The 14032-nt window shown below is 68.0% G+C and carries 14 protein-coding genes; 10 read left to right on the plus strand and 4 right to left on the minus strand.

Annotation, left to right across the window (positions count from 1 at the left end):
* Window positions 1-121 precede the first annotated feature (121 nt).
* From Q333_RS17095 to Q333_RS0113445, 3 genes are read right to left on the minus strand one after another with little or no spacing between them, the layout of a single operon-like run.
* Window positions 122-1522, minus strand: coding sequence for an alpha/beta fold hydrolase (locus tag Q333_RS17095; protein ID WP_051651335.1), 1401 nt, complete (start codon window positions 1520-1522; stop codon window positions 122-124).
* Window positions 1519-2517, minus strand: a complete 999-nt coding sequence (locus tag Q333_RS0113440; RefSeq protein ID WP_029417684.1) for an MDR family NADP-dependent oxidoreductase — start codon at window positions 2515-2517, stop codon at window positions 1519-1521. Before Q333_RS0113440 ends, Q333_RS17095 begins: the two co-directional genes overlap by 4 nt.
* Complete coding sequence (locus Q333_RS0113445; protein ID WP_029417685.1) at window positions 2514-3392, minus strand: VOC family protein; 879 nt, start codon at window positions 3390-3392, stop codon at window positions 2514-2516. Before Q333_RS0113445 ends, Q333_RS0113440 begins: the two co-directional genes overlap by 4 nt.
* Before the next feature lie 71 nt (window positions 3393-3463).
* Here Q333_RS0113445 and Q333_RS0113450 point away from each other — a divergent pair, with 71 nt between their 5' ends.
* Both Q333_RS0113450 and Q333_RS0113455 read left to right on the plus strand, forming a co-directional pair.
* On the plus strand, window positions 3464-3766 hold the full coding sequence (locus Q333_RS0113450) for a DUF1330 domain-containing protein (RefSeq protein WP_029417686.1): 303 nt from the start codon (window positions 3464-3466) through the stop codon (window positions 3764-3766).
* 18 nt (window positions 3767-3784) lie between these two features.
* Window positions 3785-4675 (plus strand): DUF1838 family protein, encoded by an 891-nt coding sequence (locus Q333_RS0113455; protein WP_029417688.1) that lies wholly within the window; start codon window positions 3785-3787, stop codon window positions 4673-4675.
* A 72-nt stretch (window positions 4676-4747) separates the two neighbouring features.
* Here Q333_RS0113455 and rpmG read toward each other — a convergent pair whose 3' ends face one another.
* Window positions 4748-4915 (minus strand): 50S ribosomal protein L33, encoded by a 168-nt coding sequence (rpmG, locus tag Q333_RS0113460; RefSeq protein ID WP_029417689.1) that lies wholly within the window; start codon window positions 4913-4915, stop codon window positions 4748-4750.
* A gap of 128 nt (window positions 4916-5043) precedes the next feature.
* Here rpmG and Q333_RS0113465 point away from each other — a divergent pair, with 128 nt between their 5' ends.
* From Q333_RS0113465 to Q333_RS0113500, 8 genes are all read left to right on the plus strand, one after another.
* Window positions 5044-5604 (plus strand): hypothetical protein, encoded by a 561-nt coding sequence (locus tag Q333_RS0113465; protein WP_029417690.1) that lies wholly within the window; start codon window positions 5044-5046, stop codon window positions 5602-5604.
* A gap of 264 nt (window positions 5605-5868) precedes the next feature.
* Complete coding sequence (gene rpsL / locus Q333_RS0113470; RefSeq protein WP_021697983.1) at window positions 5869-6243, plus strand: 30S ribosomal protein S12; 375 nt, start codon at window positions 5869-5871, stop codon at window positions 6241-6243.
* A gap of 23 nt (window positions 6244-6266) precedes the next feature.
* Complete coding sequence (rpsG, locus tag Q333_RS0113475) at window positions 6267-6740, plus strand: 30S ribosomal protein S7 (RefSeq protein ID WP_029417691.1); 474 nt, start codon at window positions 6267-6269, stop codon at window positions 6738-6740.
* A gap of 165 nt (window positions 6741-6905) precedes the next feature.
* Window positions 6906-8987 carry an elongation factor G gene (gene fusA / locus Q333_RS0113480; RefSeq protein WP_029417693.1) on the plus strand — a complete coding sequence of 694 codons (2082 nt, stop codon included), beginning with the start codon at window positions 6906-6908 and terminating at the stop codon, window positions 8985-8987.
* A gap of 56 nt (window positions 8988-9043) precedes the next feature.
* Window positions 9044-10234, plus strand: coding sequence for an elongation factor Tu (tuf, locus tag Q333_RS0113485; RefSeq protein WP_029417695.1), 1191 nt, complete (start codon window positions 9044-9046; stop codon window positions 10232-10234).
* 406 nt (window positions 10235-10640) lie between these two features.
* The gene (locus Q333_RS0113490) at window positions 10641-11786 is read left to right on the plus strand and encodes a GNAT family N-acetyltransferase (RefSeq protein WP_029417697.1); all 1146 of its coding nucleotides are present in this window, start codon (window positions 10641-10643) and stop codon (window positions 11784-11786) included.
* 11 nt (window positions 11787-11797) lie between these two features.
* Window positions 11798-12712 carry a cupin-like domain-containing protein gene (locus tag Q333_RS0113495; RefSeq protein WP_029417699.1) on the plus strand — a complete coding sequence of 305 codons (915 nt, stop codon included), beginning with the start codon at window positions 11798-11800 and terminating at the stop codon, window positions 12710-12712.
* 100 nt (window positions 12713-12812) lie between these two features.
* Window positions 12813-13754 carry a GIN domain-containing protein gene (locus Q333_RS0113500; RefSeq protein WP_035294468.1) on the plus strand — a complete coding sequence of 314 codons (942 nt, stop codon included), beginning with the start codon at window positions 12813-12815 and terminating at the stop codon, window positions 13752-13754.
* The last annotated feature ends 278 nt before the right edge of the window (window positions 13755-14032 follow it).

Genomic DNA, 14032 nt, shown 5'->3' on the forward strand with positions numbered 1-14032 from the left:
AAGGTCTTAGGCGTGAGAGCTCAGACGGTATCGCAGAGGTTGGACTCTTTGCACCCGGTCTGGTCCGAGTCCAATCCGTGTCAGCCTGCCACGCGGCCTCCCACGGCCTGCGATCGACCCATCAGACGCCGGTGCCGGCAGCCCACGCTTCCAGATCGCTCCATCGCCGGTGTGCGCGGAGAAGGCTGACCGCTCGGGCGTGGGTGGCGGCGAGGTCAGCGGGTCGGTCGACGCGGTGGGCGGGGTCGCGGCGATGCCAGGGGTCGAACAGGCGCTCCCACGAGGCGATGCGGAAGGCGCGGAGGAGGTGGGCGCCGTCCCACTCGGGTGCGAGCGAAGGCACGGCATCGGGCAGGCCAAGGAGGCGGCCCGGCCGGGCTGGCGCGCCGGTCAGGGTCGAGGCAAGGACGGAGCCCGCGCCGACGCCGGTGATCTCGGCGTCGGAAAGGTTGAGCGCGTCCAGCGCGGCGCGGACGGTTTCGGACCAGTCGATGGGGCCGGTCCAGCCCTCTGAGGACAGACCGTGGCCAGGGAGGTCGAGCGCGATCACGGGGCGCCCCTCGGCCCGGGTCAGGTCGGTGGCGGAACCTCCGGCATCATGGAGCATCACGAGCGGGCGGTCGGGGCCTTCGAGCAGGGTGTGGAACGCGAGGCGTTCGTCGCCGATCGCGAGGAAACCGTCGCCGATGCGGTCGGGCGCGGGGTCGCCGGGATGGGCCACCAGGTGCTCGGCGGCGGCGGCGTGGAGCGCCGGGATGTCAGGGAGGATGACGCCGCGACCGGCCAGCGCCGGACGGTCGAGGTGGGTGGCCAGGATGTCGGAGGCGGCGCAGGCGATCAGGCCCGTGGAGGGCAGGCGGTCGGCGACGGCCTCGGCGCGGAAGGTGAAGGCGGCGCGGTAGACGGGGCGGTAGGCGTCGCCCGTCGCCAGCAGGTCCATGGCGTTGGCGTGGATGTGTTCGGGCGAGGAGACGGCCATGGCCATGCGCTCGGCCGGGTCGGTCGAATGCCATGGGAAGAAGACGGTCTGGGCCTCCATGCGCGCCCACAGCCAGGCCATGTGCGACCCGTCCCATGCGGGCTGGAATGGCGGGAGGTAGTCGGCGAGGAAACGGGCGCGTTCGGCCTCGGTCCAGGCGGGCAGGCCGTCGCAGACCAGGGCGGCGGTGCTGTTCGGGAAGAGGGCGGCGAAGGTGGCGGCGGTCGCGGCGCCGGTGTGGAAGCCGTAGAGGCCGACGCGGAACAGGCCCAGCGTCTCGGTCAGGTGGTGGAGAGCGCGGGCGAAGTCGGCGCTGTCGGGATCGCTGAGGGGCAGGGAGTCCGACGCCCCGGCGCCGGGGGTGTCGGGGGCGATGACGGTCAGGCCGCGCGCGGCGATGGCCCGACAGACGGCCTCGACGGCGCGGGAGGACTGGGGCGAGCCGTGGATGACGAGGACGGCGGGGCCCCGTCCATAGCGGCGGATCAGAACGCGGCGGCCGTCGACCGTGACGAAGCCGCGCTCTCCGCCGGGGCGGGTCACACCCGGACCAGGGTCTTGCCGACGTTCTCGCCGCGCATGAGGCGCTCCAGCTGGCGACCCGCGCTGTCGAGGCCGTGACCGATGTCCTCGGCGATGGTGAGGCGGCCGGCCTTCACCCAGGGCTCGGCGAGCGCGGTCCATTCGGCCCAGCGCGGGTAGAAGTCGTAGACCACCAGGCCGAAGACGGCGGCGCGTTTGCCGACGAGGGGACCGATGGCGGTGACGGCGGGGCCTGCGTCGGCCTGGTAGTGGTCGGCGAGGCCGCACAGGACGACACGGCCGTAGGGCTTGAGGTTGCGGATGCCGACGGACAGCTGGCCCGCGCCGACATTCTCGAAATGGATGGTGGAGCCCGGCGCGACGGCGGCGGCGACCTGGGCCTCCCAATCGACGGCGCGATAGTCGATGCAGGCGTCGAAGCCATAGCGGTCGACGACGAGGGCGCACTTCTCTGGCCCGCCCGCGACGCCCACGGCGCGGCCTCCGAGGTTCCGGGCGATCTGGCCGGCGACCCCGCCGACGGTTCCGGCTGCGGCGTTGACGGTCAGGAGGTCGCCGTCGCCGGTCCTGGCCAGCTGGGTCATGCCGGCCCAGGCGGTCAGGCCGGGCATGCCGAGCACGCTGAGGTGCAATGACGGGGCGATGTCGGCGGAGACCTTGCGGGCCGTGTCGGAGCGGACCCAGGCGAGGTCGGTCCAGCCGGCCTCGGTGACCACGCAGTCGCCCGGCGCGAAGCCGGGGTCGCGGCTCTCCTGAACCTCGGCGACGCAGAAGCCGGGCAGGGGCTCGCCGGGCGCAGGCGCGGGCTCGCCCATGTGACGGCCCCGGATGCGGGCACCGATGTATGGGTCCAGCGAGAGGAACAGAGGGCGTACCTTCAGCGAGCCGTCGCCTTTGGGCGGCGCGCGGTCGCGGGTCACGACAACGAAGTCGGCGGCGACGGGGGTGGCCGTGACGGGGCGGGCGAGGACGACCTCGTGGGCTTGATCGCTCATGCCTCGACGACCTCGACCAAGGTGCCGTCCGGGGCACGGAGCGTGCCCGCGCGCTTGCCGCCGTAGACGGCGCCGTCGCGGGCGACGGGCGGGGTGATCCAGCCCTTCAGCGCGTCGAAATCCGGGTGGCGGAAGGTGGTGATGGCGATGCCGGGGGGCAGGGCGCCGGGCTCGGTGGAGCGAGCGGTCGTGGCGTCCGGATACTGGTCCAGTTCCAGGAAGCAGTCCCGGCCGTGGACCATGGTGGCGAGGGTGTGTTTCGTATCGGGCGGCAGGTCGAAGGCGGCGTTGATCATGGTGTAGACCAGATCCATCGAGCGGCCGGCCAACAGCTTGAGCTCCGTTTCGAACCAGTCCAGCGAGGCTTGCAGGTCGGAGCAGGCCAGCACGATGATGAATAGCTTGTCGATCAGGCTGGCGGCGCGCGGCAGGTCATAGGCCGGGAGGTTGTCGCGGATCTGGGTCAGGTAGACGATCTCCTGATCCGGGCCCTTCACCTGCATGGGGAAGATGGCGGGCAGGCCGTCGAGCTCCTTGGGCGGGCCGATGATCTGGAACGGCGAGCGCTCCATGCGGGCGTTCACGGCGTGGGTGTCCTGGGTGCAGATCTCTATGGCGGCCCAGCCGTAGGTGCGAAGGGGCCGATAGTCGGCGGGCGTGTCGCCTTGGACGAAGCGCAGGAAGACCTCGGCGCCCGAGGCCGGGCGGCAGACGACCGAGGCGCGATCGGCGGTGTTAGGGCAGCCCCAGCTGGCTGCCAGGTCGGCGGAGAGGGGGGCGCGCTCCACGACCTGATAGTCCAGCCATTCGACGTAGCGTGCCGCGGTCGCCTCCGGGTCGGCGACGGTCAGGGTGGCGGCGCGCAGGAGTTCCATGAGCTCTCGACGAAATGGTATAGATTTATACCATTTGAGCGCGCTAGGGTGGCCATAGCAAGGGGGAGCCGATGGCCGCCTATATGATCGTCCTGGCCAAGATCGAGGACCGCGAGCGGTTCATCGGCGGGTATGGCCAGGCGGCAGCGGCCCTGATCCAGAAGCACGGCGGGCGATATCTGCTGCGGGGGCCGGGCGTTCGGCTGCTGGAGGGGGACTGGGGCGACGGCGCGGGCGCGGTCATCTCGGAGTGGCCGGACATGGCGGCCATCCGCGCCTTCTGGGACAGCCCCGAGTATGCGGAAGTGAAAAAACTCCGCGAGGACATCGCCGACTGCCGCGTCTGGGCCGTCGAGGCGCCCAAGGTCACCTGACATCACCGGAGGAAGACTATGATCCGCATATTGATGGCCTCGGCCGCCCTGGTCGCCGCGGCGATGCCGATGACGGCGTCCGCCCAGCAGATCGACCTGTCGACGCCGGCGGGCGCGATCGCGGCGAACCGCAAGATCCAGTGCTCGACCGTCGATGGCGAGCCGGTGGTCTACCACTGGTCGGGCCGGGTCTATGCGCGTTCGCCCGGCGTTCCGGACCGGCATGTCTTCAACGTCGAGGGCATGAACGTGCGCCAGTGCGGGACGGTGACGGACCCGGTGCGGGGCACCGGATACCGGCTCGTGTCGCGCGAGCTGATGATCTACCTCGATCCGCGCACCAATGAGGTCCTGCGCACCTGGACCAACCCCGAGACCGATCAGCAGGTCGAGGTGGTGCATGTCGCCAACGACCCGGTGAACTCGCGACCCACCTATGAGCGGACGGCGGACGGGTCGCCGTTCCGGTTCTCGGGCCGGGTCAATCAGGGCTGGGTCTTCCTGCCGTTCGAGGCGCCGCTGTTCTATGTGAACCCGCTGGGCGGCGACTATCAGGAGTATGTCGGCAACCAGTATCACGCCATGGAGATCTTCGACTTCTCGGTTCGGGAAGACGATCTGCTGGATGCGTCGCGTCCGCGCGCGGACGCCTCGATCGCATGGGTGCGCATCTCGCCGTGGCTGCCGTGGATGCGGATGGGCGGACGGCCCGGCGGGCTGGTGTTCAACGCGGTCGGTCAGACCATGGCAAACGGGATCGACGGCCTGCCCCAGGTGCTGAAGGACGAGATCGCGGCCAACTATCCGGACTACGTCGCGCCGCCGCCTCTGGACGATGCGCGGCCCAACGAGACCAGCTGGACCTACTTCAGGAAGGTGTTCGACGCCGAGCGGGCGGCGGCGCAGTAGCGTCCCCGTCGGCGCAAACGTAAACGCCCGGCGAGAGGCCGGGCGTTTCTGCGTTGGGGCCGGAAGGCGGCCTTACTTGATCTTGCCTTCCTTGAACTCGACGTGCTTCTTCACGACCGGGTCGTACTTCTTGACGACCATCTTCTCGGTCATGGTGCGGGCGTTCTTCTTGGTGACGTAGAAGAAGCCGGTGTCGGCCGTGGAGTTCAGGCGGATCTTGATCGAGGCGGGCTTGGCCATCGGAAATTACCTTTGCGACGGCGGGGAAGCCGTAAAATGAGAGGCGCGGAACATACTCAGGAAGGTTCCGAAGTCAACGCCGGACTTGGGACGTTGCCTTGGCGGAGCCTGAGCCCCAGGGTCGAGGCATGAAAGCCCTCCTGATCGCGCCCCTTCTGTTCGTCCTCACCGCCTGCGCCAGCCTGCCCGCCGGGCCGTCGTCGCAGCAGGACGCCTTCATGGCGCGGCTGAACGCGCTCTGCGGCCAGAGGTTCGAGGGGCGGGTGGTGACGACCGATCCGGTCGACTCGACATTCGCCAGCCAGCGACTGCTCATGCATGTGCGCGACTGCTCGGCGGAGGAGGTCCGCATTCCCTTCTGGGTCGGCGAGGACCGGTCGCGGACCTGGGTGGTGACGAAGACGGAGAGCGGCCTGACGCTGAAGCACGATCACCGCGATGCGGCAGGACGGCCCGACGGCCTGCACTGGTACGGCGGCGATACGACGGGACCGGGGAGCGCCGAGCGGCAGGAATTCCGGGTCGACGCCTTTTCCATCGAGCTGTTCAACGCCTGGGACGCCTCGGTGTCGACGACCAACGTCTGGGCGATGGAGGTCCATCCGGACCGGATGTTCGCCTATGAACTGCGGCGGCCCAACCGGCACTTCCGGGTGGAGTTCGACCTGACGCGGCCGGTGGCGGAGTAGGGCGGGGCCGCGCCCTTGACCTGACAGGCCCGTCCGCGTACACGCGCCGGACTTTCGAGACGGGGCTCGCCCCATCCTGATCGTGACAATCGAACGGACGGGCTGTGCCCGCCGGAACGCCCAAAGCGCGCGTTCCGGTTTTTTCGTTTGGCGGTTCGGCCAGTCTCGAACGATCCCGGGCGGTCCAGTAGGGCCGTTCAAAAAGAAGGAAACCGAGGCGCTCCGGCCGACAGGCACACGCCTCCATCAGAAGTCGAGACTGTAATGCCCACGATCAACCAGCTGATCCGCAAGCCCCGCAAGCCCAAGCCCGTGCGCAACAAGGTGCCGGCCCTGGAAGGCTCGCCCCAGCGCCGCGGCGTCTGCACCCGCGTCTATACGACGACCCCGAAGAAGCCGAACTCGGCTCTGCGTAAGGTCGCCAAGGTCCGCCTGGCCAAGAACGGCTACGAAGCCGTGTGCTACATCCCCGGCGAGGGCCACAATCTGCAGGAGCACTCGGTGGTCCTGATCCGCGGCGGCCGCGTGAAGGACTTGCCCGGCGTCCGCTACCATATCCTGCGCGGCGTGCTCGACACGCAAGGCGTCAAGGACCGCAAGCAGCGCCGCTCGCACTACGGCGCCAAGCGTCCGAAGTAAGAACAAGAACAAGGTAGAAGCCCATGTCCCGTCGTCACCGCGCCCAGAAACGCGAAGTCCTGCCGGATCCCAAGTACAAGGATCTGATCGTCACCAAGTTCATGAATTACGTCATGTACGAGGGCAAGAAGGCCGTCGCCGAGAACATCGTCTATGGTGCCTTCGACATCCTGGCCGAGAAGAAGAAGGACCAGGAGCCGGTCCAGACCTTCCACGCCGCGCTGGACAACGTCGCGCCGTCGGTCGAAGTCCGGTCGCGTCGCGTCGGTGGCGCCACCTATCAGGTGCCGGTCGAGGTTCGCCCCGATCGGCGTCGCGCGCTCGCCATCCGCTGGCTGGTCAATGCGGCGCGCAAGCGCGGCGAGAACACCATGACCGAGAAGCTGGCGGCCGAGCTGCTGGACGCCTCGAACAACCGCGGCACCGCGGTCAAGAAGCGCGAAGACACCCACAAGATGGCCGAGGCGAACCGCGCCTTCAGCCATTACCGCTGGTAACGTCTTCAAAGCGTCGCATCCCTTTTCTAAGGGCCGGGCGCTGACTATCTGGGACTATCCGGCGCGGGCGGTTTGAGCTAGATCGCCCGCGCTCGCATATCCCGACATCGACGAACTCCCCGAGGGCGCACCTTCGCGCCCTGAAAACTTTTCAAGGCGCTTCCTATGCCCCGCACGCACAAGATCGAGGACTACCGCAACTTCGGCATCATGGCCCACATCGACGCGGGCAAGACGACGACGACCGAGCGGATCCTGTTCTACACCGGCAAGTCCCACAAGATCGGCGAAGTCCACGACGGCGCCGCGACCATGGACTGGATGGACCAGGAGCAGGAACGCGGCATCACCATCACCTCGGCCGCCACGACCGCCTTCTGGCGCGAGAAGCGCCTTAACATCATCGACACCCCCGGCCACGTCGACTTCACGATCGAGGTCGAGCGTTCGCTGCGCGTGCTGGACGGCGCCGTGACCGTGCTGGACGGCAACGCGGGCGTCGAGCCCCAGACCGAGACCGTCTGGCGTCAGGCCGACAAGTACAAGGTTCCCCGCATCGTCTTCGTCAACAAGATGGACAAGATCGGCGCCGACTTCGACAAGTCGGTCGAGTCGATCCGCGACCGCCTGGGCGCCAAGGCCGTGCCGATCCAGTTCCCGATCGGCTCGGAATCTAACCTGACCGGCCTGGTCGACCTGGTCCGCATGACCGGCGTCGTCTGGGACAACGACGGCCTGGGCGCCTCCTACAAGGACGTGCCGATCCCGGCCGATCTGGTCGACAAGGCCAATGAGGCCCGCCAGTACCTGATCGACAACGCCGTCGAGCTGGATGACGAGGCGATGGAAGCCTACCTCGAGGGCAACGAGCCTTCGGAAGAGACCATCAAGAAGTGCATCCGCAAGGCCGTGCTGACCGGCGCCTTCTATCCGATCCTTTGCGGCTCGGCGTTCAAGAACAAGGGCGTCCAGACCCTGCTCGACGCCGTCGTCGACTATCTGCCGTCGCCGGTGGACATCCCGCCGACCCAGGGCATCGATTTCAAGACCGAAGAGCCCGTGACCCGCAAGGCGTCGGACGACGAGCCCCTGTCGGTCCTGGCGTTCAAGATCATGGACGACCCCTTCGTCGGCTCGCTGACCTTCTGCCGCCTGTACTCGGGCAAGATGGAAACGGGCATGGGCCTGCTGAACTCGACCCGCGACCGCAAGGAGCGCGTCGGCCGCATGCTGCTGATGCACTCCAACAACCGCGAGGACGTCAAGGAAGCTTATGCCGGCGATATCGTCGCCCTGGCCGGTCTGAAGGACACCCGCACCGGCGACACCCTGTGCGATCCCATCAAGTCGCCGGTGATCCTGGAGAAGATGGAGTTCCCCGCGCCGGTCATCGAGATCGCCGTGGAGCCCAAGTCCAAGGCCGACCAGGAGAAGCTGGGCGTCGCCCTGGCCAAGCTGGCCGCCGAGGATCCGTCCTTCAACGTCTCGACCGACCACGAGTCGGGCCAGACCATCCTGAAGGGCATGGGCGAGCTGCACCTCGACATCAAGATCGACATCCTGAAGCGCACCTACAAGGTCGAGGCCAACATCGGCGCGCCGCAGGTGGCCTATCGTGAATCGATCACCCGCAAGGCCGAGATCGACTACACCCACAAGAAGCAGACCGGCGGCACGGGCCAGTTCGCCCGCATCAAGCTGGTGTTCGAGCCGGGCGAGCCTGGCACGGGCTTCGTGTTCGAGTCGTCCATCGTCGGCGGCGCGGTGCCCAAGGAATACATCCCGGGCGTCCAGAAGGGCCTCGAGTCGGCCAAGGAAAACGGCCTGCTGGCCGGCTTCCCGCTGATCGACTTCAAGGCGACCCTGATTGACGGCGCCTACCATGACGTCGACTCCTCGGTGCTGGCGTTCGAAATCGCTTCGCGCGCCGCCTTCAAGGAACTGCGCGAGAAGGGTGGACCGCGTCTGCTGGAGCCGATCATGGCCGTCGAGGTCGTGACGCCGGAAGACTACCTGGGCTCGGTCATCGGCGACCTGAACGGTCGTCGCGGCATGATCCAGGGTCAGGACATGCGCGGCAACGCCACGGTGGTGAACGCCTTCGTGCCGCTGGCCAACATGTTCGGCTATGTGAATACGCTTCGCGGCATGTCGCAGGGCCGCGCCGCCTTCACCATGCAGTACGACCACTATGAGCCGGTGCCGCAACACGTCGCCGACGAAGTGATCAAGAAGTACAGCGCCTAACCCCAACCCCCTGAAAACCCTAGGATAGCCCCTCATCAGGGGACGGAGAGAAGAGAATGGCCAAGGAAAAGTTCGAACGCACCAAGCCGCACTGCAACATCGGCACGATCGGTCACGTTGACCACGGCAAGACGACGCTGACGGCGGCGATCACGATGACGCTGGCCAAGGCCGGCGGCGCCAAGGCGATGAACTATGCGGACATCGACGCCGCGCCGGAAGAGAAGGCGCGCGGCATCACCATCAACACGGCGCACGTGGAATATGAGACGGCCAACCGTCACTATGCCCACGTCGACTGCCCGGGCCACGCCGACTATGTGAAGAACATGATCACGGGCGCCGCGCAGATGGACGGCGCCATCCTGGTGGTGTCGGCCGCCGACGGCCCGATGCCGCAGACCCGCGAGCACATCCTGCTGGCCCGTCAGGTCGGCGTGCCGGCGCTGGTGGTGTTCATGAACAAGGTCGACCTGGTCGACGACGAGGAGCTGCTGGAGCTCGTCGAGATGGAAGTGCGCGAGCTGCTTTCGTCCTACCAGTTCCCGGGCGACGACATTCCGATCACCAAGGGCTCGGCCAAGGCTGCGACCGACGGCGTGAACCCGGAGATCGGCGAGCAGAAGATCCTGGAGCTGATGCAGACGGTGGACGACTACATCCCGCAGCCTGAGCGTCCGATCGACCTGCCGTTCCTGATGCCGGTGGAAGACGTCTTCTCGATCTCGGGCCGCGGCACCGTGGTCACGGGCCGGGTCGAGCGCGGCATCGTCAAGGTCGGCGAGGAAGTCGAGATCGTCGGCATCCGCCCCGTCCAGAAGACGACCTGCACGGGCGTGGAGATGTTCCGCAAGCTGCTGGACCAGGGCCAGGCGGGCGACAACGTCGGCGTGCTGCTGCGCGGCACCAAGCGCGAGGACGTCGAGCGCGGCCAGGTGCTGTGCAAGCCGGGCTCGATCACCCCGCACACCAAGTTCCTGGCCGAGGCCTATATCCTGACCAAGGAAGAGGGTGGCCGTCACACGCCGTTCTTCACCAACTACCGCCCGCAGTTCTACTTCCGCACGACCGACGTGACCGGCATCGTGCAGCTGAAGGAAGGCGTTGAGATGATCATGCCCGGCGACAACGCCGAGCTGAACGTCGAGCTGATCACCCCGATCGCCATGGAAGAGAAGCTCCGCTTCGCCATCCGCGAAGGCGGCCGCACCGTCGGCGCCGGCGTCGTGGCCAAGATCATCGCCTAACAGCGACGATCAACGTTGTACTGAAGAGCCCCGCCGGAGCGATCCGGCGGGGCTTTTTCCTTGTCGTTCTCCTGTGCGGGAGAAGGAGCTTTAGTTCGGCTCTCCCGTCGCCGGGTCAGTCTTGGTCTTGCCGGAGTTCGAAGAGCCTTCCGACCCTGCCGGCTCCTGGGCAGGACGAGGTGGTTGGCCGTCTCTGTCGGGCCTTTCCTCTTCGTAGTCTGACGAGTAGCCGGGGTCGCGGGCGGGATCGGTCATCGGTCTTTCTCCTTGAGGAGCGGCAACGCTCTGGCGGTGCGACGGCTCCCAACCTTTCCTTCACCACGTCTCTGAACCGTGCCGAAATGGCGCCCATGGCAGGGTCCTGGCCGGAACGCGTCTTGCTGGAAGGCGCGCGACGGAGAGGCGCATGGCCGGATCGCTACAGATCGAGATCGTCAGGGCCGATCAGCTGACGCTGGCGGACCGGGTGCTGTGGCGGGCCATGACGGACGCCAACCCTGACCTGGCCAGCCCCTATTTCCGCTTCGAGTTCACCGAAATCGCCGGGCGGATCAGCCCGGACGCGGCCGTGGCGGTCCTGAGCCGGGACGGACGCACCGTGGGCTATTTCCCGCATCAGCGGCGCGGGGCGGCGATCCAGCCGCTGGGCGCGCCCATGAACGACTATCACGGCGTCGTCGCCATGCCGGGCGAGGCCCCGCCGCTGGAGACGGCCGCGGCCCTGCTGGGCGCGCCCCGGCTGAACGTCTCGGCCTGGGTCGGGCCGTCGGGCGTGGGCGAGCCGCGCGAGACGCTGATGACCATCACGCCGGAGGAGGGTTACGACGCCTGGTACGCCGAGCGTCGCCAGACCTGGGGCAAGTACTTCAAGGACAAGGAACGGGCGCGGCGCAGTCTGGAGGCCGAGCAGGGGGCGATCCGGGTCGAGCGCGGCCTGACCGATCCGATGCTGCTGGATCATCTGATCGAGTTGAAGCGCGACCAGTATGCGCGGACGGGGCGGCACGACATCTTCGCCTGCGGCTGGACCCGCGATCTGCTACACGCCTTGATGGCGGACGGGCGGGAGGACTTCGGGGCGTCGATGGCGGCGCTGTGGACCGGGGACAGGATCGCGGCGATCGAATATTCGCTGCACGCGGGCGACCGCTATCACTTCTGGTTCCCGGCCTATGAGCCCGCCGTGGCGCGGTGCTCGCCGGGCATCCTGCTGACGCTCGACACTATGAAGCTGGGCTGCGCGGACGGGTTCCGGGTGTTCGACTTCGGCTTCGGCGGCGAGGGCTACAAGAAGTACTTCTGCAATGCGTCGCAGGGCGTGCGCGAGGCCGTGGTGCTGAAGCCCGGGCTGGGCGCGGCCCTGTCCGACGCGGCCGTCGGCCTGCTGAACGGGGCGGCGGGCGGACGGGCCGAGCGGCTGCGCACCAGCGTGCGCCGGCGCTGGGCCGCCATCGAGGCCTGCGAGACCACCCCCGCCAACCGCCTGATGGGCGCCGTCGCCGCCGCCGGCGTCGCCATGAAGAAGGCCACGGGCCGCCAGGCCTCGGCTTGAGAAGGATGACCATGCTGAAGACCGCCCGCCGCACCCGCTATCCCGGTCCGATCGCCGAAGCCGCCAAGCATCCGCACGGACTGGTGGAGCAGGGCTTCGCCTCGGACGCGGCGCTGGCCGAGATCCTGCATCGCTATCCGGCCGAGCTGATCGACATCAACCTCTACGACTACGATGCCGAGGGGCAGGTCTCGCTGCGGACCGGCGACAAGGGCGACCTGACGGGCGAGCAGCTGCTGGCCGCGATCCAGGGCGGGCGGCTGTGGGTGAATCTGCGGAACGCCGAGGCCGGCTGCCCCGAGCTGTGGGCGGCGGCGATGGGCGAGTTCCGGCGCATCCAGGCGACGTATCCCGGCATGCGGGCGGTCACCAATGCGGGCCAGCTGATCATCTCCTCGCCGGTGGCCAAGGTGCCGTATCACTTCGACGCGGCGGGCGTGGTGCTGTTCCACCTGCGCGGTCGCAAGCGCATCTTTGTCTATCCGGGCGACGAGGCGCATCTGCCGGAAGTGAGCATGGAGCAGGTCGTCGCGCGTCAGACCACCGAGGAGCTGCCCTACACCCTGGCCTTCGAAGCGGACGCCCAGGTGTTCGATCTGGAGCCGGGCGAAGCCCTGACCTGGCCGCTCTATGCGCCGCACCGGGTCGAGAACCTGGATAAATTCTGCGTCAGCCTGTCGATGGATTTCCAGACCTGGCCCTCGCGGTTCCGCAACGGCGCCCTCTACACCAACGCCGTGATCCGCAGCCGGGGCGGGCGGCCCCGCTTTACCGAGACCATGACCACACCCGAGCTTGCGGCACGCTGGGCGGCGTCTCTGGCGCTGAAGCGCGTCGGCGGACTGAAGAGCCGCATCGCCCACTTCGAGCGCGACTTCGTGCCGGACGCGCAGGCCCAGGACGGTGCAGGGGCGCTGCGGGCCTGAGCGACTGCTCGATTAAATCGAGGTCATGACGTCGAGTTAAAATGACTTCGGCGTCCCTGGGGATCAGGTTCCGCTCCATCGCTGGAGAGGAGCACACCCCATGAAGACCACCTTGGCTTTGACCGTCGTCTCGACCGCACTGGTCGCGGCCTTCGCCTTCGCCGCCGCGCCCGCCGAGGCCAAGGAGCCTGAGGTCCGCGTGCGCCACGCCGCCGCCCGCATGGTGGTGATCGTCGAGGACCGCGCCGACGTCGCCGTCGAGATCGAACAGGGCTCCTCGGGCCTCCCGGCCGTGACCGTCACCCGCGTCGGCGACGAGGTCCGCATCGACGGCAACCTGGGCCGCCGCGCCTTCCGCAACTGCCAGAGCGGCCCCTCCGACGCTCGCCAGCCGGGCGAGGGGGCGTCGGTCGAGGGTCGTGACCACGGCCGGGTGCAACTCTCGGCCGCGCCGTTGATCGTCGTTCGGACCCCGCCGACCGTGGATGTCTCCACCGAGAACGCCGCCGTGTTCGGAGCCGTGGGTCGAGGCGCGACCTCGATCGACCTGGCCAGCGGCGGGTGCGGAGACTGGACCGTGGCCAATACATCCGGGACCATGGATTTGTCGGTTGGCGGCTCAGGCAGCATGCGCGCCGGAACGTCGGGCAGCCTCGAAGCGGCCATTGGCGGCTCGGGCACCATCACGGCGGGCGCCACCGGCGATCTGGACGCGTCCATCGGCGGATCGGGTACGGTGGTTGTCGCCTCCGTCACCGGCTCGGTCGATGCGGCCATCGGCGGTTCGGGCGACATCCGTATCAACGGCGGCCGACCGACCTCGATCGACGCCTCCATCGGCGGCTCGGGCGATATCCATGTCCAGGGTGACGCCGGATCGCTGGACGCGTCTATCGCGGGCGGCGGCGACATCACCGTCACCGGCACGGTCTCGAGCCTGGACGCCAGCCTGGTGGGCGGCGGCAACGTCAACGTGGGCCGGGTGACCGGCTCGGTGTCCCAGTCCGTCATGGGCGGAGGACGCGTGCGCATCGGCGGCTGATCTCCCCCACTTCAGCCCGCCGAACGTCGGGACGGCCCGGGAGCGTGGAACCCCCCGGGCCGTCTTTTCATTTCCTGCCGCTCAGAGGCGTTCGCCCGCTTGACGAAAGCGGAATCGGCGGTCATAAGCCGCCCCTCTTGTTGGACCGGCTGTGCAGGCAACTGCAGACGCGGTTCGCAGGAACGACCTGAGTTACCGTTCTTTGCAGCGACTTAGGACTTCAACGGCCTTCGCGGGCGACCGCGTGGGCCGATCGTTTTTGCGAAACGTGCGTACCT

It is taken from the genome of Brevundimonas bacteroides DSM 4726, assembly GCF_000701445.1.
GTDB lineage: Bacteria > Pseudomonadota > Alphaproteobacteria > Caulobacterales > Caulobacteraceae > Brevundimonas > Brevundimonas bacteroides.